This is a genomic window from Anaerobutyricum hallii (assembly GCF_900209925.1).
GTDB lineage: Bacteria > Bacillota > Clostridia > Lachnospirales > Lachnospiraceae > Anaerobutyricum > Anaerobutyricum soehngenii.
The window spans coordinates 530,590-556,040 of the sequence record NZ_LT907978.1 but is presented as its reverse complement, the minus strand read 5'-3'; the positions used below and the strand labels follow the sequence as shown (position 1 = coordinate 556,040).

The 25,451-nt window shown below is 37.6% G+C and carries 22 protein-coding genes and 3 pseudogenes; 4 read left to right on the top strand and 21 right to left on the bottom strand.

All coding sequences use genetic code 11. The features are described 5' to 3' along the window. Nucleotides 1–2 precede the first annotated feature (2 nt). Nucleotides 3–194 (top strand): annotated as a pseudogene (locus EHLA_RS02425) (manganese catalase family protein); the annotation flags it as partial. A gap of 752 nt (nucleotides 195–946) precedes the next feature. On the opposite strand, the gene EHLA_RS02420 reads toward EHLA_RS02425, so the two are convergent. The 7 genes from EHLA_RS02420 to EHLA_RS02390 all read right to left on the bottom strand — a co-directional run bounded on the left by EHLA_RS02420 (nucleotide 947) and on the right by EHLA_RS02390 (nucleotide 10,201). Beyond that, nucleotides 947–1,786, bottom strand: a complete 840-nt coding sequence (locus EHLA_RS02420) for a MetQ/NlpA family ABC transporter substrate-binding protein (RefSeq protein ID WP_096239185.1) — start codon at nucleotides 1,784–1,786, stop codon at nucleotides 947–949. Nucleotides 1,787–2,132: 346 nt separating this feature from the next. Then, nucleotides 2,133–2,792 carry a methionine ABC transporter permease gene (locus EHLA_RS02415; protein WP_096239184.1) on the bottom strand — a complete coding sequence of 220 codons (660 nt, stop codon included), beginning with the start codon at nucleotides 2,790–2,792 and terminating at the stop codon, nucleotides 2,133–2,135. Next, the gene (locus EHLA_RS02410; RefSeq protein ID WP_021906927.1) at nucleotides 2,782–3,822 is read right to left on the bottom strand and encodes a methionine ABC transporter ATP-binding protein; all 1,041 of its coding nucleotides are present in this window, start codon (nucleotides 3,820–3,822) and stop codon (nucleotides 2,782–2,784) included. The genes EHLA_RS02415 and EHLA_RS02410 overlap by 11 nt, the downstream gene beginning before the upstream one ends. Nucleotides 3,823–4,209: 387 nt before the next feature. Next, nucleotides 4,210–5,370, bottom strand: coding sequence for a YibE/F family protein (locus EHLA_RS02405; RefSeq protein ID WP_096239183.1), 1,161 nt, complete (start codon nucleotides 5,368–5,370; stop codon nucleotides 4,210–4,212). Between the two features lie 92 nt (nucleotides 5,371–5,462). Beyond that, nucleotides 5,463–7,442 (bottom strand): purple acid phosphatase family protein, encoded by a 1,980-nt coding sequence (locus tag EHLA_RS02400; RefSeq protein WP_242970660.1) that lies wholly within the window; start codon nucleotides 7,440–7,442, stop codon nucleotides 5,463–5,465. A gap of 177 nt (nucleotides 7,443–7,619) precedes the next feature. After that, entirely contained in the window at nucleotides 7,620–9,206 is a 1,587-nt protein-coding gene (locus EHLA_RS02395; protein WP_096239182.1) for an AAA family ATPase, read from the bottom strand. A 71-nt stretch (nucleotides 9,207–9,277) separates the two neighbouring features. Next, entirely contained in the window at nucleotides 9,278–10,201 is a 924-nt protein-coding gene (locus EHLA_RS02390) for a recombinase family protein (RefSeq protein WP_096241531.1), read from the bottom strand. A 97-nt stretch (nucleotides 10,202–10,298) separates the two neighbouring features. Here EHLA_RS02390 and EHLA_RS02385 point away from each other — a divergent pair. Beyond that, nucleotides 10,299–10,727, top strand: a pseudogene (locus EHLA_RS02385) (manganese catalase family protein); the annotation flags it as partial. A 399-nt stretch (nucleotides 10,728–11,126) separates the two neighbouring features. Here EHLA_RS02385 and EHLA_RS02380 read toward each other — a convergent pair. The 11 genes and pseudogenes from EHLA_RS02380 to EHLA_RS02340 form a co-directional block, all read right to left on the bottom strand. Further along, on the bottom strand, nucleotides 11,127–11,348 hold the full coding sequence (locus EHLA_RS02380; RefSeq protein WP_021907306.1) for a DUF3791 domain-containing protein: 222 nt from the start codon (nucleotides 11,346–11,348) through the stop codon (nucleotides 11,127–11,129). A 3-nt stretch (nucleotides 11,349–11,351) separates the two neighbouring features. After that, entirely contained in the window at nucleotides 11,352–11,591 is a 240-nt protein-coding gene (locus tag EHLA_RS02375) for a hypothetical protein (protein ID WP_021907305.1), read from the bottom strand. Then, a complete protein-coding gene (locus tag EHLA_RS02370; protein ID WP_096239180.1) occupies nucleotides 11,588–12,070 on the bottom strand; it encodes a DUF3990 domain-containing protein in 483 nt (160 codons plus the stop codon). Before EHLA_RS02370 ends, EHLA_RS02375 begins: the two co-directional genes overlap by 4 nt. Continuing rightward, complete coding sequence (locus EHLA_RS16190; protein ID WP_157908536.1) at nucleotides 12,070–12,240, bottom strand: hypothetical protein; 171 nt, start codon at nucleotides 12,238–12,240, stop codon at nucleotides 12,070–12,072. Before EHLA_RS16190 ends, EHLA_RS02370 begins: the two co-directional genes overlap by 1 nt. A gap of 105 nt (nucleotides 12,241–12,345) precedes the next feature. Further along, on the bottom strand, nucleotides 12,346–12,612 hold the full coding sequence (locus EHLA_RS02365) for a hypothetical protein (RefSeq protein WP_242970659.1): 267 nt from the start codon (nucleotides 12,610–12,612) through the stop codon (nucleotides 12,346–12,348). 154 nt (nucleotides 12,613–12,766) lie between these two features. After that, nucleotides 12,767–13,423, bottom strand: coding sequence for an RNA-guided endonuclease InsQ/TnpB family protein (locus EHLA_RS16870; protein WP_330399844.1), 657 nt, complete (start codon nucleotides 13,421–13,423; stop codon nucleotides 12,767–12,769). Nucleotide 13,424: 1 nt separating this feature from the next. Then, nucleotides 13,425–13,871, bottom strand: a complete 447-nt coding sequence (locus EHLA_RS16865) for an RNA-guided endonuclease TnpB family protein (RefSeq protein ID WP_330399843.1) — start codon at nucleotides 13,869–13,871, stop codon at nucleotides 13,425–13,427. Beyond that, a pseudogene (locus EHLA_RS02355) lies at nucleotides 13,868–14,075 on the bottom strand (transposase); the annotation flags it as partial. The gene EHLA_RS16865 and the pseudogene EHLA_RS02355, both read right to left, overlap by 4 nt. A gap of 231 nt (nucleotides 14,076–14,306) precedes the next feature. Further along, nucleotides 14,307–15,206: a DegV family protein gene (locus EHLA_RS02350; RefSeq protein WP_096239179.1), complete on the bottom strand. Its 900-nt coding sequence runs from the start codon at nucleotides 15,204–15,206 to the stop codon at nucleotides 14,307–14,309. Between the two features lie 633 nt (nucleotides 15,207–15,839). Further along, entirely contained in the window at nucleotides 15,840–16,337 is a 498-nt protein-coding gene (locus tag EHLA_RS02345) for a hypothetical protein (RefSeq protein ID WP_242970658.1), read from the bottom strand. A gap of 611 nt (nucleotides 16,338–16,948) precedes the next feature. Then, nucleotides 16,949–17,593 (bottom strand): methylated-DNA--[protein]-cysteine S-methyltransferase, encoded by a 645-nt coding sequence (locus EHLA_RS02340; protein WP_096239178.1) that lies wholly within the window; start codon nucleotides 17,591–17,593, stop codon nucleotides 16,949–16,951. 325 nt (nucleotides 17,594–17,918) lie between these two features. Between EHLA_RS02340 and EHLA_RS02335 the strand changes: the two genes are divergently transcribed. Next, a complete protein-coding gene (locus EHLA_RS02335) occupies nucleotides 17,919–18,905 on the top strand; it encodes a diaminopimelate dehydrogenase (RefSeq protein ID WP_096239177.1) in 987 nt (328 codons plus the stop codon). A 40-nt stretch (nucleotides 18,906–18,945) separates the two neighbouring features. After that, nucleotides 18,946–20,433, top strand: coding sequence for an AAA family ATPase (locus tag EHLA_RS02330; protein ID WP_096239176.1), 1,488 nt, complete (start codon nucleotides 18,946–18,948; stop codon nucleotides 20,431–20,433). A gap of 84 nt (nucleotides 20,434–20,517) precedes the next feature. Here the strand turns inward: EHLA_RS02330 and EHLA_RS02325 are convergent, their stop codons facing one another. Genes EHLA_RS02325 through EHLA_RS02315 form a run of 3 tightly spaced genes read right to left on the bottom strand, consistent with a single transcriptional unit; the run spans nucleotide 20,518 to nucleotide 25,442 of the window. Then, nucleotides 20,518–21,981, bottom strand: a complete 1,464-nt coding sequence (locus tag EHLA_RS02325; protein ID WP_096239175.1) for a sensor domain-containing diguanylate cyclase — start codon at nucleotides 21,979–21,981, stop codon at nucleotides 20,518–20,520. Then, nucleotides 21,978–23,024, bottom strand: coding sequence for an ABC transporter substrate-binding protein (locus tag EHLA_RS02320; RefSeq protein WP_096239174.1), 1,047 nt, complete (start codon nucleotides 23,022–23,024; stop codon nucleotides 21,978–21,980). The genes EHLA_RS02325 and EHLA_RS02320 overlap by 4 nt, the downstream gene beginning before the upstream one ends. A 48-nt stretch (nucleotides 23,025–23,072) precedes the next feature. Continuing rightward, nucleotides 23,073–25,442, bottom strand: coding sequence for a diguanylate cyclase (locus EHLA_RS02315; RefSeq protein ID WP_096239173.1), 2,370 nt, complete (start codon nucleotides 25,440–25,442; stop codon nucleotides 23,073–23,075). Nucleotides 25,443–25,451: the final 9 nt, after the last annotated feature.

Genomic DNA, 25,451 nt, shown 5'->3' with positions numbered 1-25,451 from the left:
TTATGTGGAATTATGAAAAAAGATTAGAGTATCCAATTAATATAAAAAGAACTGATGCGGCCATGGCCAAGGCAATCATCTCGCAATTTGGGGGCCCTGATGGAGAGACTGGAGCTGCGATGCGTTATCTCTCCCAACGATTTGCCATGCCTTACCGTCCTGTTATGGGCATCCTCACAGATATAGGTACAGAAGCATCAAAATACGAATTTGTAGATTTCGTGTAGACGAAAAAAGAAAAAAATAATACATCCCATCTGCTCTGTAGTCGCTGTGTTTAAGATGCTCGTTCGCATCTTAAACACGCTCCGAAGCCGCATCTGGGATGTATTATTTTTTTCTTTTTTCTGGCTATTCTAAATCTACAGTTGGCGAGAATGGGGCTTCTCCAAAAGTCTACGCTTTTTATTCAGATGGAGACTTCCAGAAGAAATGTGTCAATCTCTTAGGTTTTAATTTCCCGAGAATCCATAACCTTCTAGAGAATTTTTTCTCTGGTTAACTCTCATAATCTTCTAGAGAATCCCTTCTCTTTCTAACAAAAATTACCAATTTGCTATTTGTTATCAAAACCAGATAGCCGCTGAAATAAATTTTTATGCTGAATTGTACGAAAACTATAGTAAAAAAATCTAACTTATAACCATTCTTTTTTCTTTAGAAGATTTACTACAATTCAGTGAGAAAACATCCCCTTTTGGAAATTTTTATTCCAAATAAAAACCATAGCCTTCTGAGCATTCCCCTCTCTCTCAAACAAAAATACTAATTTCCTTCTGGAGCCAACTGTGGGTTTGGAATAGTCAGAAAAAAGAAAAAATACCATATCCCAGATGCGGCTTCGGAGCGTGTTTAAGATGCGGATAAGCATCTTAAACACAGCGACTACAGAGCAGATGGGATATGGTATTTTTTCTTTTTTCGTCTATACGAAATCTACAAATTATTATTCAAATGCAATTACTGCACCATCGTATTTTTCATCAATGAATTTCTTGATGTCATCAGATTTAAGAACTTTTACTAATGCTTTGATCGCATCGTTGTCCTGATTTCCATCTTTTACTGCGATGATATTTACATAAGTTTTTGCTGCTTCTGAATCTGCTGCTTCATAAGCGAGGGCATCTTTTTTTACAGAGTATCCAGCCTGAAGGGCATAGTTTCCATTTAATACAACGAAAGCTGTCTCGCCTGTTACACGTGCTACCTGTGCAGCTTCTAACTCAACAATCTTAATATTGTGTGGATTTTCTGCGATGTCATTTACAGTTGCTGTGAGTCCTGCACCGTCTTTTAACTTGATAATACCATTGTCCTGAAGAAGAAGTAATGCTCTTGCCTCGTTTGTTGTATCGTTTGGTACAGCGATTTCGTCGCCATCTGCGATTTCATCAAGGCTTTTCTTTGTTCCTGGATAGATTCCGAATGGCTCGTAGTGAATATCGCCTGCATCTACTAATTTTGTTCCTTTTTCTTTATTGAACTGTTCCATGTAAGGCGCATGCTGGAAGTAGTTTGCATCAAAATCTCCACTGTCTACAACTTCGTTTGGCTGTACATAATCATCAAATACAGTTACCTCTAAGTCATATCCTTCTTTTTCGAGAAGCGGTTTTGCTTCTTCTAAGATTTCTGCGTGTGGAGTTGCAGAAGCTGCAACTTTAATGACTTTGCTGTCTGTACTTCCTGTAGAACCTTCTGCCTTCTTATCTGTACTTCCACATCCGGTTAATGTTCCGATTGCAAGTACACCTGCTAATAAAAATGCTCCAAATTTCTTCATGTTTGTTTCCTCTCTTTCTTTTTTATGTGCTCTCGGAGTCTTTTGTGCATGATTTGTAAGAAGACTCCTGAGTGCATTTTTTATTTATTCTAACTATTCAGAGAATCTTTTATCTCAGTCGAGAAGACTCCTACCTCTTTCAGGTGGTGAGTGACAGCAAATTTGTCTCAGTGGGAGTCCAATCTTCGACTGAGATAAACGCTCCGCGAGGATGCGCAGTGATTCTGTAAAGAATATGTCAGCTTACGCTGACCAGAATCACGCGCCAAGTCTCGCGGCTGCTCGACTTGAATTTGCTGACTCCAAATAGTTGATAACTATAATTGATCTGAAATTGATCTGAATTTTATTTTCTCTTATCAAGTTTGGCTGCAAGGAACATACCAATACTCTGGAAAATCTGTACAAGTACAACAAGCAGTACAACCGTAACGATCATAATACTTGTCTGATAACGATAGTATCCGTAACGGATGGCAATATCACCGAGTCCACCACCGCCGACACAACCTGCCATTGCGGAATAACCAAGAATTGTTCCGATTGCGATTGTTGCTCCGGTAAGTAAGGATGTTCTGGCTTCTACTAAGAGAACCTTCATAACGATCTGCATATTGCTTGCTCCCATAGAACGAGCTGCCTCAATAACACCCGGATCTACTTCTTTAATAGAAGATTCCACCATTCGAGCAATAAATGGAATTGCTGCGATCACAAGTGGTACAACAGTTGCTGTAGAACCATAACTTTGTCCAACGATCAGCTTTGTAAATGGAATAAGCAAAATAAGAAGGATTAGGAACGGGATACTTCGAACGATATTTGCGATGACATCTAATATTTTATATACGATTGCATTTGGTGTTAATCCTTCTTTATCTGTGATTGCTAAAAGGACACCCATCGGAAGTCCAAATACATATCCTAAGATTGTAGAAGCAAGTGTCATGTAAAGTGTTGCCCATACACCACTGACGATCATATCTGTTATTTCTTTAGTCCACATTCTCATTCACCTCCTCTAAATCTAATCCTCTGTCTAAAAGATACTGTTTCATTTCTTTATTTTTTGTACAGTCCGGCGCAAATTCAAGAATCATTTCTCCTTTTGCCACACCGCGGACATTCTTTGTATCTGCCTTTAAAATATTTACCGGCTCATTAAAATTAAGAATCAGATTGGCAATGACTGGCTCAAATGCTGAATTCTCGGAAAAGACGATTCGAATCTTTTCTCCACTCTGAATCAGTTCCTTGCCACTTGTTGTCTTTCTGTTCTTTTCTTCTCCGTCACCAACATCATTCTTAAGGAGTTCTCTTGCAACTGCAGTCTTGGGATGTGTAAAAATCTCTTCTACTGTTCCCTGTTCTGCTACTTCGCCGCCTTTTACAATCGCTACATGAGAACATATTTCACGAACAACAGACATCTGATGGGTAATAATTACGATCGTGATATTAAAACGTTCATTGATATCCTTTAACAATGCTAAAATAGAAGATGTTGTCTGTGGGTCAAGTGCGCTGGTTGCCTCATCACAAAGAAGAATCTTTGGATCAGATGCCAATGCTCTCGCAATCGCAACTCTCTGCTTTTGTCCACCGGACAACTGTGCCGGAAATGCTCCAGTTCTATCCCCAAGTCCAACGATATCCAAAAGCTCCTTTGCACGCTTTTTAGCATCTTTCTTGGACTTTCCCTGAATATACAACGGAAAACAAACATTTTCCAAAACATTTTTCTGCATCAGTAAGTTGAAATGCTGAAAAATCATTCCGATGTCTTCTCTCTGCTTTCTAAGTTCTCTTGAAGTATAATCTCCTAAAGACTTTCCATTAATAAGAACCCGTCCCTTTGTCGGAACTTCAAGAAAGTTAATACATCGTACTAATGTACTCTTTCCAGCGCCGGACATACCGATAATACCGTAAATATCTCCGGACTCGATGCTTAAATTAACATTTTTAAGAGCCTCTACTGTTCCATCTTTTGTATCAAAAGACTTATAGAGATTCTCTATTACAATCTCTGCCATTATTCTTCCTCCCTGGTTTTTATGAAAATTGTTTCAGCTTGCGGTCGGTATTTACCTGCCATTAAGTTTCTTTTTGGTATGAAAGAAAAAAGCAGGTATCACTACCTGCTTGAAACTCATCTCTGGTGTCATGAAAATTATAATCTCTGCCGAAATAAGAGCTCTGGTAATCCATCCTTCTCAAGCTCTTTTCAAACAAATCTTCTGAAAATCTATAAACACGCATTCTGATCATTATGTGCAGGCAAGCCAGTCTCCCTCACAGAAGACATATCCATCTGTGAATCTTCACAGCTACAAGTTATGTAATTCATTGGCATGACACACATCATCATCATAATATTGCTCCTCAATTTCCATTTCCTTACTAGGGTTCATAATATATTACTATTTTTCTTTTGTCAAGGTTTTCTTTTGTTTTCCTTGTATACATGCTGACAAAAATGAGCAGATCGGTACAGTAAGGATGACTCCCATACTTGAAGCAACTCCCTGAATGATTTCGATTCCGATATCAAACATATTGATCATCTGCAAATATTCATAATTATAAGCATAGATAAATACCAGTGTATTAATCGAACCGCCTGCAAAGGCAAGAATTAATGTATTTGACATCGTTCCCATCATATCTTTTCCGACACGCATTCCAGAAAAAAATAAGCCTTTTATCCCCAGTTCAGGATTTTGATAAGATATTTCTTCTATCGTTGATGAGATCGACATTGCTACATCCATGACAGCACCTAAAGAAGCAATAAGAATACCTGCAAATAAAAGCTGTCCTACTTCTATTCCTGTCTGATCTCTTACATAGATCAGGCTTTCGATCGCTGATACATTATACCCGCTTATATCTGTCATTTTACAAAATATCAAAGCAAACAGTGCAGAGATCAGTACTCCTAAAACAGTTCCGGCAATGGCTACTGCTGTCTTTCCTGAAGCCCCGCCTACAAGATACATCGTTACAATTGTCGTCAGGATAACAACAATCACCGCTGCCAGAATCGGAGAATGTCCTTTATATATCATCGGTAAAAATAAAAATAAAATACATATCGCCGTAAATGCAAGTCCAATTACAGAAGCAAGTCCCTGCTTTCCTCCGATAATAATTAATGTCAGTAGAAAAATGGCTATAATCAAATACACCTGCATCTCTCTGTCCACGCTGTAGACAGAAGCTGAAAAAGAACCATTTGCCTCACTGATTAGTGCAATTACCCTGCTTCCTTTTTTGCAATGTGCTCCATACAGATAGGCAGAAGAACTGTCTGCTTCCATCGTTTTTCCCTTCCATTTTCCCGAAGTAACTTTTAATTTTACAAGCTGCCTGCCAATATAAATCCCATCTTTCGTCTCATTATCCTGCAAAATATCCGTTACCTCTGCCTTAGCAAATGTTCTTCCTTCTGTATCATATAAAGATTCTTTTTTTATCTGATTATATCGACATAAAAAGAGCAGAAACAGGATGCCCGCTACCACCAGACATCCCCTTCCTGCAATCTTTTTTATGTCAGTTTTCTTTAATTCTTCTGACATAAGATCTCCTGTTATTTCTTTGCTGTTATTTTTTTACTGTTACTTTTTCACTGTTGCTGTTTTATTACTTCTTTGCAGCTACTTCTTTATAGCTACTTCTTTACAATAACTTTTTTCACTGTACTATATTTTCCGTAAATCTTTTTATTACCCACCTTCTTGAAGGCACGTACTTTTACGAAATATTTTTTACCAGCTTTTAATTTTTTCACTATAACAACATTTTCCTTTGTTGTCACCTTCTTTGCTTTCTTAAAGTTCTTCTTCGTAGATAAAATCACCTCATATCCATTGATTTTTTCAGAAGTCTTTTTAACAATTATTTTTACTTTCTTTTTACCAGTTGCTTTTACTTTCTTAAGCACTGCTTTCTTTGGTGCAATTGCTGTTTCAATTGGTTTGGTTGTATCTTTCTTTTCTGTAGCCGGCTGTTTCTTATCTTCTGTCTGATTTTTATTTTCAGATTCGTTTACTTTTGCAATACTGAATGTCTCGTCAATCTTTTCTTCTGTGTCTGTACGGTATGTATTGATCGTAAATGTTGTATCTGTAATATCAATAACCGAATAAGTAGGGACATCCTGCTGCCAGCGGTTTGCGATGTAGCTCTGCTGTCTTGGAACAAGGTCATAGTATTTACTTCCTGAGGAAGAACCTGCTGTCATGTAAAGAATACCAGTTGGATTAAATACGGTTGTACCCTTCTTTGTTACCTGCTGAATGGCATCTTTATCCATTACCTGATTCAAGTAATCAAGATATGCTTTTTCAGATGGATCTGTCGTGTCTGCTTTAATATTTTCTTTTGCTGTGTATACCGTATCTGGATTCTCTCCGGCATCCATATCTTTGTTTAACATAGATTTGAAATCACTATTAGAATACTCTGTTGTTTTATGTCCACCCTTTAAAATCTGTGTGCGAGAATAAGCATGGTCATGTCCGGTAAGAACAACATCTACTTTGTTATCTTCGAAAATTGGTGCAAGCTGATATCTTAAGTTTGTGATCTCCGGTTCATTAGAATGTTCCGCAGAACCATAAATATCCTGATGGAGTGTAACGATTCTCCACTTGCAGTCTTTATTTGCTGCTACCGTCTGCTCGATAAACTGTCTATGTTCTTCTACATTGGTGTCCTGTGTATTTAACATAATAAATAAAGCATTATCATGTTTAAACCAATAGTCACCGCCAACGGTTTTATTTGAACCAAGTTCACTGGCATTTGCTGTATTGAAATGATAGGTGTAGTTTGCATTGTCTGCATCATGATTACCTACAGTAGTTGCTACCGGAAGATTCTTTAATACATCCGGGCTTAAATATCCACTGTATTCGATTTCACTTCCCCACGCTGCCTTATTCGGAGACTTTTTCTTTGTACTCTGAATCTGGTCACCAGAAGAAAGAACAAAACTTGCTTTATTATTTGTCTTTTCCATCGCCTGGCTTAAAGTTGTATTCCAGTTAAATGCATCATTTGCTACTGCTGCAGACTGTGCATTATAAAACTCGGCCGTATCCTGTCCTTTTAATTCATTTGAAGAACCAATCTGTGGATCACCTACAAAGATAAAGCTGAACTTACTGCCATTATCTGTTGTATATTTTTCTGGTGCTGTCCACTGTCCGTCTTTCTGATAACTGTAATAATAGGTTGTGTTAGCCTTTAAATCTGTTGCAGTTACTTTATTTGATACATATGCTGTATCATCTTTGTCTGTCACTGCCTCTGTCTGCTTTGCCTCATATACTTTTGCATTCGTAAGTCTCTTATTCTCTGCGATCTTTAACTTCTGAATTCCAGAAGCTTTCTTTGTATACCATGCAAAATTCAATGAACTGTTGTCACTTCCCGGAGAAAGAGAAATCTGCTCTCTATCCTTACTGATTGTACTGTTCCACTTTGTCATCCAATTGCTGTAGGCTCCACCGTAAGCCTCTACGGTATCTTGTGCATTCGTATATCCGTCCGGTGGGGCAGCCGCTTGAAGAACTGTTGCACTTGTTGCTAAAATTGTTGCAGTCATAGCTGCTGCTGCAGCTTTTTTCCACATAAGCTTTCTCATAATAACCTCTTTTCCTTTTCGCCATTCTTTTGTTGAAAACTTTAGAATCTACGTTATATAAGATAGCAAGTTTTTGTATGCTCTTCTATCAAGATAAAGTGGAATTATTGTAAAATTATTGTAAATTTCGGGTTAACACAGATAGGGAGACACCGTATGTAAAGCAACAGCCCAAAATCAGAATTCTTCTATCATACAGGTATGCTTTTTTGTGTCTTTATCATAATTAATTCCTGCTAGCAATAACTTTCCCTGATAATCTTTCAAAGCCTCTACATAATGTTTTTCCTTAATCTGGCTGATTGCTCCTTTTGCACTTTTATCCCATTTTAATTCTATAATTACAGCCGGTTTATCGAGATGCATTTTTCTTGGAATAAAGCAAACATCTGCAAATCCTTTTCCTGTTGGAAGTTCTCTGACTATCGTGTAATATTCTCTCGCAAAATAAAATGCAAGATGTATAGTACAGCTTAATGAATTTTCGTTGTTATATTGCAAAATGGAAATCTCTTGATGTGCTTTGTCAATTCCTTCTGCCACAGCTTTTCCATCCATATTCCAAAGAGCTTCTAACAACATTCTGGAATCTTCAATGGATGCTGTCACCTCAGACCAGTCCATCGTACTGATTGCATTGATATATTCCTGAGATACTTCTTTGTTTGGAATTGTAACTGTTTTGTCCGGCCAGTGATAACTTAAATATCCTAAATGAATCAGCAGAGTTAATACATCATCTTTTCCCTGAAAACTCGTCATATCATTGGAAAATGTCCCCGTATTAATCTGAACTCTTTCTCCTGCAAGCATACGAATCACTGCATCTTTTAGTCCGTCAAAATTTAACTTTATATATGCTTTTAGTGCTTCATAGGTTTCTGTCTGATTCCAGTAGTTATCAAACACACCACTCAACATGGCATCCACTACTGATTTAGGACTATACATGGAATAATAGATTTTCTCTTTCCCATCTATTTTTACCAGTTCATATCCATCGTACCAGGTATGAGTTTCCTCAAAATTGCGGTCGAATCTTTCACACAATTTCTCTACTTCCTCTTCTGTGAACCCAAAATACTCCGCCATTTCGCGCGGATTTGTCATCGAATATTCTGTAAACATATTTAGTGCAGAGTGAGACCCATATTTTTTAATCGGCAGAATTCCCGTCATGTATGCAAGTGCTACATAATCTTTATCTTTCAGCCAGACCCGTAAAAAATCCAAATATTTCTTCTGGGCTTCTTTGTCCTGTTTATATTCCCGAAACAGGCAGTCCCACTCATCAATCAGAATTACAAACGGACATTTTGTATAAGAAAAAACATCTTTCATAACCTGAATTAGATTTTTTTCATCTCGAAAATGTACTTCATGATAAGCTTCTTTAAAATCTGAAAGCAGATAATCTCTAAGCATTTGCAGCATTTCTTCTATCGTCCCCGACAGGCTTAAAAATTCCTGCATATTAATCTTAATCACATCATATTGATTTAGATTTTCCCTATATGAACTATCTTTGCTAATCATAAGATTCTGAAATAATTCTTCTGTATTCTCACTTCGATCATAATATGCTGCAAGCATATTTGCTGCCATCGACTTACCAAATCTTCTCGGACGGCTTACACAAATATACTTCTGCTCAGTGTAAAGAACTTCATTTATCTTTGCAATCAATTCGCTTTTGTCTACATATATTTTAGAACGCAGACTCCCACGAAATGAAAAACTTCCTGGATTCATATAACTCCCCATATGTGTACCTCCCTCGACTATTTCTTATTATCAATAGTAGCATATTTTTTAACGGATTTGTAGGATATGGTTTACCTCTTCTTTTGTTTTTCCTCAAAAATCTTTTCCGCTTTTTCAAACATTTCTCTCGAAATAATCGGCACGTGATGATTTTTAATAATAACAAACTCTTCCTCACCCCGGTTATATTTTTTCTCATGCGAAAGATAATCCGGTGTAAATGTCTTCTTCTGCACAAGATCCCCACAATACTTTTCATTCTGCAAAATTCTTAAAATAACCGTATTTCTCCATTTTTTACTCCGCATAGGGTAAATTCCTTCCTCTAAAAGCTCCTTCGCAATCGTGTGTGTACTTTTTCTTTCTAAAACAAATTTATAAAATATTTTCCGAACAACTTTAGCCCCTTCCTCATTCACATACATTTTCCCATTTTTCACATCATAACCAAGCATACTTCTTCCAAAGACAACACCTTCCTCCATCCGGCGTTTTTGCCCCCATTTCACTCTCTCCGATGTTTTCCGGCTTTCTTCCTGTGCAATTGATGCCATAATCGAAAGACGCAGCTCCGCATCTCCCTCTAACGTATTGATTCCGTCATTCAAAAACAGTACCCCGACTCCCACCTTCCGAAGCTCCCTCGTATAATAAATACTGTCAAGCGTATTTCTTGCAAAACGGGAAATCTCCTTTGTAAGAAGCAAATCAAACTTACCCTGCCTCGCCTCCGCGATCATCCGATTAAACTGCTCCCTTTTCTTCGTACTCGTCCCCGAAATCCCCTCATCTGCAAAAACCTTATAAAATTCCCACTCCTTCTTCTCCTCAATATAACATCGAAAAAAATTGCACTGACTTTCAAAAGACTGCGCCTGTTCCTCTCTCTCCGTCGAAACACGACAATACGCCGCAACTCGTTTCTTACCCGAAAAAGGAGATTCTCCACAATATTTCTTTTTCTGATTCAAACACTCATATTTATTCATATTCATAAAAATGAATACTCCTGCAAATGTAGCTCTACCCAATATATGAACACAGCCTTGTCTGTATTCCAATTTCGTTTTCGTCTCCTCTTCTGATGCTTCTGTAGGTACTGAAGAACTAAACCATATTGAAATGGTCTGCACGATCGTTCACCAGCTCACCCGTAATCTCACGATAGAACAGATTAAAGAACAGGGATTTGCTGATTATTATGTTGACCATACAACCGGCATTTATCCGATCGCCGCAAGTGGCACTCCATGGAGTGCAGATACTATGCAGTCTACCGGTGACCCGATCACAGATCTGATGGAGGATATGGCTGCGGAGCAGAAGGCACGCACTACCTATGACAATATCCTCCGTCTTGTAAAAGATGACCCGGATGTTTATGCTGCGATTAAATTCCTTCGTGAAAGAGAAATCGTACACTTTCAAAGATTTGGTGAAAGTCTCCGAATTGTGCAAGACCACTTAGACAGCCGGAATTTCTATGCATTCAACCCAGCATTTGATAATAAAAAGTGTTAATTTAACTTGTTGAAAAAAGTTATTCAAACAATAACGTTATATAAAGTAAAGAGCAAGCCATTTCCCAGCTTGCTCTTTGTCATGCTACTTTTTACTGATAAATTGCATTTCTTACAAAAAAACGTCAGCAATTTCTTTTTTCGTCAGATTATCTTCATTCTTTACTCACAACCTGTTCACAAATTTCCAGTATCATAAAACCATCAAAAACAACAACAGATTTTTGATAGATTTTTTCATACTTTCCTCTCTTTTGAAGCCGGCTTTATGTCGGTTTCTTTTTTATCTATTAGATTGGACTGTAGTAATTCCTTCTTGTTTTCCAATGGCGATTCCATTCTCAGTACCTTCCACATATGCCTGTTCTTTTATTCCCTGACTCAGATTACACATATCCGTTTATACCTTTATCTGATTAGTATTTACCGCATTAGCAATATAATCATCAATATCTTGCACAATATAATTATCTCCCATTGTATGCAATGCTTCAAAATATTTTGTTATATATCCATAAATATCGTATTTTTCAAAAATTCTCGCCACATCTGCACCTGAGAGCTTCTTTAAATAACGGTATCGCTCCATGCAATAAATTAAAAAGTTCGCTTCTTTACTCATAACTTATGCCTCCTCTGGATAATCATAACTTCCTGTTAAAAGCTCATCCTGATACATAGTATACAATGTCAGAGGACTATAATGCCACAATTTTGACTCTTCATCCGCAAGTTCTTTATACAGCTCAGATTGATAAAATTTTGAAATAGCCTTATTTTCATCTACATTACTATTCTTTATAATCTGCTCAATAATCGGTGGTACAATAATCGCCAGCATCGCACTAAACTGATTATCATTCATACAAGCTCACTCCTCTCAAAATGCAGGTATTTTAAAGATTCTTCCGTTGCAAACACCATCTGATTAAATAATTTGCGAATTTTAAGTGCTTCTAATGTCTGTTTTTTGTCTAATACACCAGTCATATATAGAGTAATGGTTCTGTAAACGTCATCATTAGCAACCGCTCCATAGATAAAATCTCTTTGCTTACCCTGATACGTTCCCTGACGATTTGCCGCTACAAAATCCAGCCATGCTTCATCTGGACTTTCAAATTTAAGCAAGCTACCTTCCTTAAATGCTACTATTTCATCTATTGAATAAATATTTAGCGTTGCTTTACCTTTTTTTCGACGATGGGTTGCTTTTTGTGCAAAATTTACTGCCTGATTGCGATTCGTTGTAGTATAAAAACCGAATCCAAAATCTAAATAGCGATTTTGCTTAATAAGTTTTGGTTGTTCTACGGTTACATTACTCCCATGATACAAAATCATCACCGATACCTCTTAACTATAGTCTCGGCAATTCCTTCCTGTTTTCCAATAGCAACACCTTTCACAATGCCATTTTCCGTTCCCTCTGCATATGCCTGTTCTTTTATTCCCTGACTCAGATTACACATATCATTCACATCCTTTCTAATGTCACTTTCATTATATCTCATGCTATATCTTCATAGCAAATACTTTTCTTTTTGTTATTTACCAGGATTTTCCTTTTTCAGATATTCTCTTGCTATAGTTTTGTAAATGGAGAATGACTGCTTTTATTAATATCTGTTTTTTAATACTGCTTTTATATAGGATAATTTCGTTTGTATTATAATGTCAAACTTCTCATCTACATCCAATTTAGCAGATAATAATGCTCCCAGCAAACGATGAAGTTCATATTTCTCTTCTTTTTCTGGAAGGTCTTCTGCTAAACCTATTAAAACAATATTTGCAAGGTCTATATCACCTTTCCATTGATATGTACCGACTACACTTTCCTGTGTAAAATGAATATAATTCATACAGTTTTGCGACATATTCATACAAAAAAGCCTCCTGTACATCGTAGTGACATGCTCCCACCACTTAAATCATAGATTTTGAAGTGGGGGCTTCTTGCTCAATGGCTCTACTGAGCCAAGTATCTACAAGCTATCCTCGCGTGCCCCGCGATTCTTTGGCCCGGATACGGACAGTTTATGCTGTCAACATCCTTCTTGCCTCTTCACGTATGTTGATTGCTGCATTACGATCTCTGTCCATCTTATTTCCACACACACAGTGATAGACTCTTTCGGATAATTTCAGCTCTTTCTTTATCCTTCCACATTTACAGCATTTTTTACTGGAAGGAAAGAAACGGTCTACCTTTACCATTTTCTTTCCTTTCCACGCCAGCTTATAGTCTAACATTTCCCTGAACAAGCCATATCCATTATCCTGTACGCTTTTTCCGAAATGCAGGCACTGACCCATTGCTTTCATATCGATATCTTCCACTGCAGCTGCATCATAACCGTCTGCAATTTTTCGGCTAAGTTTGTGCAGATGATCTCTTCGCTGATTTCGTATCTTTTCATGACATCTGGCAACTTTCTTTTTCTGCAGTTCATAATTATGGCTTCCCCGTACGCATCTTGATAACTTTCTCTGCTCCCTTGCCAGTCTTTTTTCATTTTTTCTAAAAAATCCTGCTTCTTCCGTCTCAACCTTTTCTGAAAACACTGCCATTCCCTGCATTGCATAATCAATCCCAAGTATCTTTGCAGTACTGTAATCCGGTTCAGCAGCTTGGTTTTCACAGCTGTATCCTTCATAAAGCAGGTTTGCAAAGTATTTTCCGGATGGTTCCATACTAACCCGTCACTGATTTCAGGCGAAGGCCTTCTGCTGGCTCCCTGTGTTTTTTCATGGCAATCCATTTTAATTTAGGAAGCCGGATCCGCTTACTTTCCACCAGGATATTTCCATTGACCACATTCGTTGTATAGCTGTTTTTGGAATGATGTTTTGACTTAAACCTTGGAAATCCAATCTTGGGATCCCGAAAAAAATTCTTATAGGCCTTTTCCAGATGAAGCTGGACATTTGCCAGCGCCAGCGAATCTACTTCCTTCAGAAATGGATATTCCTTTTTATACATGGCCGGTGTGTTTTTTAACATTTTCTTTGTCTTTTCATACTCCCGGATCTTATCATTGAGCATCTGATTATACAGAAAACGACAACAGCCAAATGTTTTGCCAAGAAGTATCTTCTGTTCTTCTGTCGGATAAATTCGGAAACGATATGCTATGTTCAATACTCTTTCCCTCCCTGGGTTTCAATGTCTTGATGGATTACTTCTACTAGAACCCCTCCTGCTGTCAGCAGGGCAGAAACTCTGACTCCAAAAGGCTTCTTTCCAAAGCTTTTCCCTGATTTCCAGATACTCCTTTTTCAATAGTCTGCTACTGGTGCTTTTACAGGCATTGATAAATTTACTAAGTTCCGTTCTCGGCTGCGCATTATGATTTATTTTTCCTTTTCTACTGACTCTATTATACCATGGATTGTGTCATTGAACAAGTGTTCTCTTTTTTGTTTTTACGCAATTCATCTCCCACCTGCAGAGGAAGGAGAATTCTTGCTATATTATGTTAAAATCATAAGTTGTCTTATGACATCTCATTTGCAATAGCACTATAAAACGGCGCAAATCACATCTTGGATTTACGCCGTTTAAAAAATTTTGATATTAATTTTGTGATAACTCCCTGTCATTACCAAGGAAAAACAGTGCGATCGTATCTGGACCGACATGACTTCCTGTACAAAAATCATAGGAAGTATTAATAAAATCTCGTACTTTGATTCTTTCTTGTATTTTATTCATAATATAAAGGGAATCTTCGTAGGCATCGGCATGAGCAATACCAATAATCTGTTGTTCCGGATCTACGATATTATTGCAAACCAGATTCACCAGAGTATTTAAAGCGGATTTACGGCCACGAACATTTTTATAAGTGACAATATATCCATCTTTATCCCCTCTTAATATAGGTTTAATCTTGAGGACATTTCCAATCGTGGCAACACTTCCCTTAATCCGGCCTGTCCGGGAAAGATACTTAAGATCTCCAACAGTAAACACACCATTCATTTTTCCGACATAGCTTTCCATAATATCCGCAGCTTCATCAACAGTCATACCTTTATCTCTCATCTCACTGGCATATATAGCAAGAATCCCCTGCGCAAGCGAAGCATTAAGCGTATCGATTAAGCGTATTTTACGACCATTGATCTCCTTATCCATTACTTCTTCTGCCGCTAATCTTGCAGAATTATAATTCCCACTAATATTTTTACTCAAAGAAAAATATAAGACATCCTGATCTGCCTGTAATACCTTTTCAAACTCTTCTTCAAAAGTTGCTGTACTGATCAGCCCCGTTTTAATCTCGCAACCCTCACGCATGGCATTATAATACTCTGTACCTTTCTGGCGCTCTTCTTCAGGCGAAAGATCTGGATTATAACAGGTAACCTCCTTACCCGAAATCAGATTAACAAAAGAAATGACATGGATGTTATATTTTTTTGCAATCACAGCTGGTAAATTGGCTGCGGAATCAACAAAAATTTGAAACATATGATACTTTGCTCCTTTCTGAACGTTCTATCTGAAACTGATACCAATACCAACGGTATCCGGACCGGTATGGACACTGATACTGACAGAAAGCAAACTGTAACCCCTGCCCCAATCGCATCAATGTGTTAAAAAATATGAGTAAAAATAGAACAAAAAGTTTTATAATTATTTCATGATTTTAACAGTGACATGCTCCCACCACTTAAATCCCTGACTTTGAAGTGAGGGCTTCTTGCTCAATGGCTCTACTGAGCCAAGTATCTACAAGCTATCCTCGCGTGCCCCGCGATTCTTTTGCCCGAATACGGGCATATTTTCTTATTATCAACTTCTCCGGATTCGGACATCTAATAATTTATGTTTTCGACTGACTTTATTATACCATGGATCGCACTGTTGAACAAGTGTTCTTTTTTGTTTTTATGAAATTCATCTCCCACCTGCAGAGGAAGAATAATAATCGATACAACTAAATAAGAAGCAAAACGGTAAATAGCACAAGCACATATCGCTGCAAAAAATAAAACAGCCAAAAAGCTCTTAAATAAAGGCTCTATGGCTGTTTTTTATCCTTACAACTGTCAAAGACAGAGTTATAGTTTTCTTTTTTATCTATTAGATTGGACTGAATTACTCATTCTCTATAATTTCCCGTACCTCCTCAACTTCCATATCTAATATATCGCTTATCTGCTCTGCTTCATATCCTTTTCGGTACATCTTAACTATAGTCTCGGCAATTCCTTCTCGTTTTCCAATAGTGATTCCTTCCTGTTTTCCAATGGCGATTCCATTCTCAGTACCTTCCACATATGCCTGTTCTTTTATTCCCTGGCTCAGATTACACATATCATTCACATCCCTTCTAATATCACTTTCCAATGGAATATCAAACTCATTTCCTATAATATCCAATTTCGTATTTACATCCAGTTTAGCAGATAATAATGCCCCAAGTAAACGATGAAGTACTAGTTTGTAGATTTCGTGTAGACGAAAAAAGAAATACTGCCCTATCCCATCTGCTCTGTAGTCGCATCTGGGATAGGGCAGTATTTCTTTTTTCTGACTATCTAAATCCACAATCGGTGAGAATGAGGAGATTGTCCAGAAGGCTATGGTTTTCATCCAAATAAAGACTCCAGACAAGGAATATTTTCTTATGGAGAAATAGTTATTTGATTAAAAATCATAATCTTCCAAAGAATCCCCCTTCTCTTTCCAACCCAAATCACTAGTTTGCTATTTGCTATCAAAACTGTCAGCCGCTGAAACACATTTTTATGCTGAATTGTAAGTGAACTACGAGAAAGAAAAAAAGAATTGTTATACGTATTGCATTTTGTGACTTTGCGCTGTGGAATTTTGACTCTGAAAACTTCGGACCCGTTTTTCCGAAATTTTCGTTTTTTGAGGCAAAATGAAGCGTTTAGCGCAACGGAACAAAATCAAACGTATAACAATTCTTTTTTCTTTAGAAGTTCAATTATAATTCCGTAAGAAGATATTCCTCTTCTGGAGATTTTCACTCCAAATACAAACCATAAACTTCTGGACAATCCCCTTATTCCCTTCCAAGATTTAACTACTAATTTCCATCTGGAGCCAAAGAACAGAAAACCAGAAATTTGAGATAGAAAAAATGTGATGTCGGAGCCAGTAAAAATGCCGAAAAGGCATTTTCTATGCCGCGACTATCTTCACATTTTTTCTATCTCAAATTTCTGGTTTTCGTCTCTTTAGTCTAGCAAATTAGTAGTTAAAGATATTCCATATTGTTTTAAATCAACTTTTCCATTTTTTACTTCCACACCATCTTCTTCCAAACGTTTTGCCTGCTCTCCTTCCCCTCCAAATACAAAAGCCTCTGCAAGTTCTCCTTTGGAGTTTACCACTCGAAAACAGGGGATTGTTTCCAGATCAGGATTTTTATGAAGAGCATTTCCAACTGCACGTGACATCTTTGGATTGCCTGCCATAGCCGCTACCTGCCCATAAGTTGCTACATGACCTTTTGGAATACGTTTGACTGCTTCATAAATTCGTTTTGTTGGACTGTCTGTTATCAGTTCATAACTTTCTGTAATCATTCGTTTAATTTCTTTTACAGGTATTGTTCCATCAAGTATTATTGTATTCCAGTGCTTTTTATTTTGATGATATCCCGGAATGACCGATGGGTATACTTCTCTCCAGAAATCTCTCCATTCTGGTTCTACTTTTACATTTAACTGAACAAATCCATCTTTTTCATATATCCATAAAAACACTTTTTTGCTTTCTTTTACTCTGATGAGCTGCCAGTTCGGATCGCGAAACGGAGCATCTACATATGTATGTGGAAAGGACAGACCATATTCAATTGCTTCTTTTCTTGTAATCATACAAAATTCTCCAATATTTTTTATTCAGGAATACCTTGGTATTCTTAGAATCTTTTTGTTCCTATTTTCATTATAACATACTCCTGCTAAAAGAGACGGTGTTGTTTTTAGATGCCGGCAAGTGCTATGAAAAATTCCGGGACATTCTTGAATTTTTTATTAATCAAAACTTTTTTCTCCATTTTTTTACTTCTGTATGTTATAATCAAACAGCAGACTCTGCATTTTTTCGCTATGCAGTTTTGCAATGTATCATAAGCTTACATCTCAAAGGGAGATTATGAAAGCATATAAAAGTATATAAAATAATAAGTGAGGTAGAATAATGAACAAAATCAAGATTGGTATTGTAGGTTATGGTAATATTGGTCGTGGTGTGGAGCAGTCGATTAAGCGTAATGATGATATGGAATTGACGGCGGTATTTACAAGAAGAGATCCTGCTACTGTATCTATTCAGACAGAGAGTGCCGCTGTGAAGCATTTTGATGAGATGGCATCTATGAAAGATAAGATTGACGTAATGATTCTTTGTGGTGGTTCTGCAACAGATCTTCCTGTTATTGGACCGGAAGTGGCTGCTTCTTTTAATACGATTGATAGTTTTGATACCCACGCAAAGATTCCTGAATATTTTGCTGCTATGGATAATGCTTCAAAAAAAGGGAATAAGATCAGTATTATTTCTGTCGGCTGGGATCCTGGAATGTTTTCTTTAAATCGTTTGTATGCCGAGTCCATTCTTGTACAGGGAAGTACTTATACTTTCTGGGGCAAGGGTGTAAGTCAGGGACATTCTGATGCGATTCGCCGTATTGAAGGGGTTAAAAATGCAATCCAGTACACAGTTCCTATTGAAGATGCTGTGGAGCAGGTAAGAAGTGGAAGTGAACCAGAACTTACGACAAGACAGAAGCATTTAAGAGAGTGCTATGTTGTTCCGGAAGAAGGTGCTGATAAAGCAGCTATTGAAACGGCAATTAAAACAATGCCTAATTACTTCTCTGACTACGATACAACTGTAACATTTATTACCGAAGAGGAATTAAAAGCACATCATAGTAAGATGCCACATGGTGGTTTCGTTATCCGTACTGGTGAAACAGGATGTGAGGGTAACAAACATGTTATCGAATACTCTTTAAAACTTGATTCGAACCCAGAGTTTACAGGAAGTGTACTTGTTGCTTATGCACGTGCTGCTCACAGACTTTCTGTAAAAGGTGAATCTGGTGCCAGAAGTGTATTTGATATCGCGCCGGCAATGTTATCTCAGATGACTCCGGAAGAGTTAAGAGCTAAGATGTTATAATCTTATATATTGAAATTCAAGGAGGGACTTTTAAACCATCATGCCAGTATTTGATTTTAGTAATATGCAGGCAAAAAAAGAGCCTGTACGCTGTACATATACCATGGTCTATTCAGATAATGATCATGCTTCACCGGAAAATCCGATTCTTATAATTGACAATACAAAAAGAGAATGGAAACATCATTCATTTGGTATTTTTGCAAATCCAAATAAACAGACTACATTTGAGTTTGAAGAAGAAGATGGTACGATCAGCGCAGATATCTTAAAAGTAGATGCTCGTTTTGTCAGTCTTTTAAAATGGCTTGGCGAACACCATATTCACATCCAGCTTTCCGGTAAAAATACTGCACAAGGATATGCAGTTTATAAAATTCAGGAAATTTCTTTTGGGGGAAGAACGAAATTATCTGCGGAAGATGGCTTTTTACAGTTTATGATCGAGCGTCTTTTTGCAAGCAGCGCTCCTGTGGAGGAAACTTCTGAGATAACTACAGAGGAAGAAGACAGTGATGAGATGAAGCTCACCAGTCTTCAGAGCATTACAGACTTTATGACTTGCGCCGGAAGGACGCTTCCTGACAATATCCGCCTGTGGGCCAGAAGAAACCTTGCTGTTGCCCGTTCACGCGAAGTTTCTCCAGAGGAACGACGCCATGCCCAGCGTGCTTTATCTATTATGATGAATATCCAATGGAAAAGTGATTATTTTAAATCTATCGATCCTGAGGAAGCACGACGGATTCTCGATGAAGAACTCTATGGAATGGAGCGTGTAAAGCAGAGAATTATTGAGACGATTATCCAGATTAACCGTACACATACTCTTCCTGCTTATGGTCTTTTACTTGTAGGACCTGCCGGTACCGGAAAGTCTCAGATTGCTTACGCTGTTGCCCGTATTTTAAAGCTTCCATGGACAACTTTGGATATGAGTTCAATCAATGATCCTGAACAGTTAACCGGAAGTTCCCGTATTTATGCGAATGCAAAGCCTGGAATTATCATGGATGCTTTTTCAATGGCTGGAGAATCTAACCTCGTTTTTATTATTAACGAGCTTGATAAGGCAAACTCTGGTAAGGGAACTGGTAATCCTGCTGATGTTCTTCTGACTTTATTAGATAACCTTGGCTTTACTGACAATTACATGGAATGTATGATTCCTACTGTTGGAGTTTATCCGATCGCAACTGCCAATGATAAGAGTCAGATCAGCAGTCCTTTAATGTCCCGCTTTGCTGTCATTGATATTCCGGATTATACACCGGAAGAAAAGAAGGCTATCTTCTCTAAATTTGCTCTTCCTAAAGTTCTCAAACGAATCGGCTTACATGAAGGGGAATGTATCATGACGGATGAGGCATTAGACACCGTAATTGATATCTTTTCCGATACTACAGGTATTCGTGACTTAGAACAGGCTGCAGAGCATATCGTAGCGAATGCATTATATCAGATTGAAGTGGATCATTTAAAACAGGTCGTTTTTACCGGAGAAATGGTAAAAGAATTGCTTTTATAACTTTGATTCATAACTTTGATTCATTATATAAAAAGTCCGATCGAGCAGATATAAAGTTCTCTGCTCGATCAGACTTTTTATTTTTTATCTTATTTTATCTGATTTCATCTTAAATACTGCTTTTCCATTCTGTTTTATATCGTAGAGGACAGCATCTGCATTTTTACATAAAGATATAAAGTCTTCTCCCTGTTCAGGGAAAATTACTCCTCCTGCACTGGCAGACAATTCTACTACCTCACCTGTCGAAAGGGTAAAATGAGAAATCTTCTTCTGAAAGCTTTCCATACAGGCATAAACAGTTTCTGGTTTTACATTTTTCAGATATGCAACAAATTCATCTCCGCCATACCTGCCAAGTATGCTGTCTTTCGGAAAACACTCCTGCATGGTCTGCGCAAAATACTTCAGACAAAGGTCTCCATTACTATGACCATAGGTGTCATTATAAGATTTAAAATTATCTACATCGATAAACAGGAATATCCCCGATTCTTTCTTTCTAAGCTCATGTTCAACATCTGCCCGGAAAGCTCTGCGATTCAGGACTCCTGTCAATGCATCCGTACTGGACAGACCAATGTATCGTTTTTTATCTTTTTTCTCCCATATTAAAATTGTGAGCATATATAAAATTGTAAGACCAACTAATATACTTCCATAAAGCCCGCCCCATGCTGAAAAATGCTGAGTAATATTTGAAATATTTTTATTTGCCAGTTCGACAACAACATACCATCCCGGCATACTGGAAATACTCCTGTAAGATATTGTCGAGTCTTCTCCCCGAATCTTTGCTGCAAACCTGCCTTCTTTTTTCCCTGAACGCATATCACTGATCCATTGTTTATACGAATATCCCTCATTATATTCAAAATATTTCTGCTGAAGTAAAAGATTATTCCAATCTCCGGCTGCACTGGAATTATCACTGCTAATACAGGTGATAAAATTTTCAGAATCTGCTTTTAACAGATGAACACTGATCTTCCCCTGTAAAAGTTCATAGACTCCTAACTGTCTAAGCTGCTCTATCATCACTGACACATACAGCATATGGATCTGAGAGAAATCTGCTACCGGAACAAAAACTGTTATAATCATATTTCCTGTTTCACTCGATTGATATGGATCAGAATTAAAGGATGTTCTTGCAGTTAAAGCCTGATTATCCAGATTTTTCTTTTTAATATCTGAAACTGCACATTTACTTCCATGGACTTCTCCATTTTTCATAATAAATCCGATATTACAAAACATTGTCTGATTCAGATTTTTTTCCAGACTTTTCTGAATCTTGTCCGGATCTTTATCTTCCATCGCCTGAATCATCTTCACATCTTCTTCCACAAAATTCTGAAGATAATCCATCTCTTCATTCATTTTTTCTGCATACAATCCGGTAATTAATTCTAAATGCTGTGTATTAAAGTTCTGCGCAATTTTACTCAGACGAAAATATGCGGACACAATAATTAGCAGACATACTGTCAGATAAAGAGCCAGCAATACCCCTTTCTTTTTCCTGCTCTTTTTTTGATTTTTCATGAAACACCTTTCTCCATAAGATAATATGAATTAACCATAATAACCCCGGTATCAAAAAATTTTTGTTCTAATCTTTCCCCTTTAATTAAAGAAACTAACGAATGTATCCCCAAATACCCCATCTGGTCTTGTTTTTGTAATAAAGAAACTCCCTGATAATCTGCATCCTGAATGAATTGCTGTGTTTCTTTTGCCATATCAAAACCGACCATAACAATGTCTGTTCTTTTTTCTTTTACAAGCGTTTTTGCGATTCCTATTGTCGATGTATTATTACATCCGTAAAAACCTTTTATATTTTTATTCTTTTCCAGCAAATCTGCTGCATCTGCCTGTGCTTTTTCTATATCTCCTCCATTTAAGAAAATATCTTTGGCAATATCCCATTGCGATGGCGCATACTGTGTCCATGCCTCCAAAAATCCCGAAACCCGATTGACCATTGCCTGAGAAGTATCTGCTGATAACAAAACTCCAACTTCTAATGGCTGTGTTGGAGAATTCCCGGCATCCTGAAGCAGCTTGATCATTTCTTTTGCCGCCATTTTGCCAGCATCTATATTATCCGTCATATAACACGCATCAAATTCTGTACTGTTAATAGAAGAATCAATAAGCACTACCGAAACATTCTTTTTCTTTGCTTTCTCACAGCTTTCCACCAGAGAATTGGAATTAGCCGGTGCGAGCAATATCCCATCTGCTCCCTGCTCTATCGCCTCATTCATCAGACGTATCTGCCCGGAAATATCTGTTTCATTATCAATCCCCCCAAGATAAATTGCCGCATCCACTTCTTGCGCGGCTTTTTCTACCCCTTCAATTACTGTTTTCCAGTAAGCTCCATGATAATTTTTTAAAATAACATAAATCTTTTTCTTACTTTCCGGGTTTGAAATACAACGGTATTCTACTGGTGCTGATTCTCCCTGTGTCCCATCTGCATTTTTCTCTGCAGCAGAACTACTCAAACAGCCACTTAGCAGAAAAGAAAAAAGCAGAATCACACATAACATATATATTTTGGTCTTTCTGCACTTCATATGATTTTTTTACCTTCTTCTTAAAACTTTAATATCTACTTATCTTTCCTATAATGTTCTCTTGTTTTCATACATCAGCTTATCTGCCTGATGAATCGCTTCCATAATCGGATGTACACCACAGACACCACCAATACTGACCGTTACATGAAAATCCGGATATTCTGTAAATACGATACTTTCAACTGCTTTTTTGATTTTTTCGTTCTTCTCCAGCATATGTTTTTCAGACATCTTAGGAAAAAGCAGTAAAAATTCATCGCCACCATAACGAATCAAAATATCGGTGCTTCGAATGCATGACTGAATCGCTGCGGCAATATCCCTAAGCACTACATCGCCTGCTAAGTGTCCATATGTATCATTCACCTGTTTGAAATGGTCCACATCTATAATTTCTACGCACTCCATCCCTTCCATATGCATAAGATATGTCTCAAAATATCGTCTGGAATATGCGCCAGTTAACGCATCAGAAAAAAGTTCTCTATTCTCCCCACGACTTTTATCCAATAAAAATCTAGTTCCATTTGCATCAATCCAACGCCCTTCATTCATCTTAGAGAGCATCTCCAGCACACATGGTGTCCCGTTGATGCAAAGATATTTTGCAACGACATAATACATATCTCTTCTGGTGAATTCTAACTTATTCAGCATCGTCTTCTGTGACAGAGCACGCGTTGAAATACAGTTTGCACAGTTTCCTCCGTTCTCCCAAAAAGCGGCACAGTGCTGACCTGTCTGCCGCAATACTCCCTTATCATCTATTTCCATGACTGCATTATGAGCCGGATCTACCAGTCGAACAATATCAAAAATCTGCTTAAGCTGTTCGAATGCTACCCTTATATTCTTTCCATCTGCGTTTTCTCCTTCTGAAAGGCCATCTAGAAGAGGAAGTTCCGGCGTAACATGCTGTGGTTTAATTAACTGTCCCACCGCTCCGATATAATGATCTGGTGACAATTCTGACCAAAGTGAATGCATTCGAAGCTCACACCACTCATAATCATTTCCCTGCGGTAACATGATACTCATAGAAAATTCCCGATTTTCTGGTGTTGTTACATCTAAAGCATCTTTCAAGCGATGAAAATCTTTCTGACTCAGATGTTTGAAACAATTCTGATTTGCAACATTCATAACCGAATAACGATATTGTGGCGGTTCGTTCCAGTTTACTATATTTGCCAGTCTGGAAACATGATCATATTCAAATTGAATCCCTCCATTTAAAGAAGCAAAAAATTCAAGCTGTTCCTGCATAGATTCAAGCATACACTGTGCCCGATCACTGCATGGTGTACTCTTTTTCTTCATTATCTCCGCTGCCAGACGATCTGCCTCCTGACGATATGCTTCCTCTCCCATATTACCCTGTACTGCCATACGAAGCTCTGGTGATATTTCATACAGACATTTTAAGAGAAGTGGATTGAACGCCCCACATTCACCAGACATAATCATATCCATTGCTGTTTCATGGTCATAAGCATTCTTATAACACCGCTTACTAATTAGCGCATCATACACATCCGCCAAAGCAACCACCTGAGCTGAAATTGGAATCTGTTCCCCAATCAGACCATCCGGATATCCATGTCCATCCCACCGTTCATGATGCCAACGACAGATTTCCCATGCGATACGCAACAATGGTTTTTCTGATTTACTAATCATCTGATCAATAATATCCGCACCAATCGTCGTATGTGTCTTTATGATTTCAAATTCTTCTTGTGTTAATTTTCCTGGTTTATTTAAAATACTTTCCGGAACATTTATTTTTCCGATATCATGTAAAGCTGCTGCTGTTGTAATCATGGCAATATCTGACTCAGACAACTGATATTGATCCGTTTTTTGAATCAATCGGCGCAATAAACGTTCTGTTACCATACGGATATGAAGGATATGTTCTCCGCTTTCACTGTTTCTAAATTCCACTACATGGCTTAAAATACCAATCATTAGATTGTTATTCTCTTCTTTTTCATAAATCTGATCGGAAACCATCTGCTTTAGCCTTTTCTGATTCGCATATAGATTCAGTATATTCTGCACACGTCTACACACAATAAAAGAATCAAATGGTCTTCGTATATAATCTTCCGCTCCAAAAATGTACGCCCGCTCAATAACATCTCTTTTCTCTTCCGAAGAAATTATGATTACCGGAATCTCATCAATCCAATGAAACTTGTTCATTCGCTCTAATACCTGAAACCCATTCATTTCTGGCATATTGATATCTAAAAGTATCAGATCTATTGTAAGATCATGCTGGAGCAAATGTACTGCCTGACAGCCATTTCCTGCCTGTACATATTCATATTTGTCCCCAAGAATCGCCATCAAAATCTGACGATTTATTTCTGCATCATCGACAATCATTATTTTTTGTTTCATCTCCATGTGTATTGG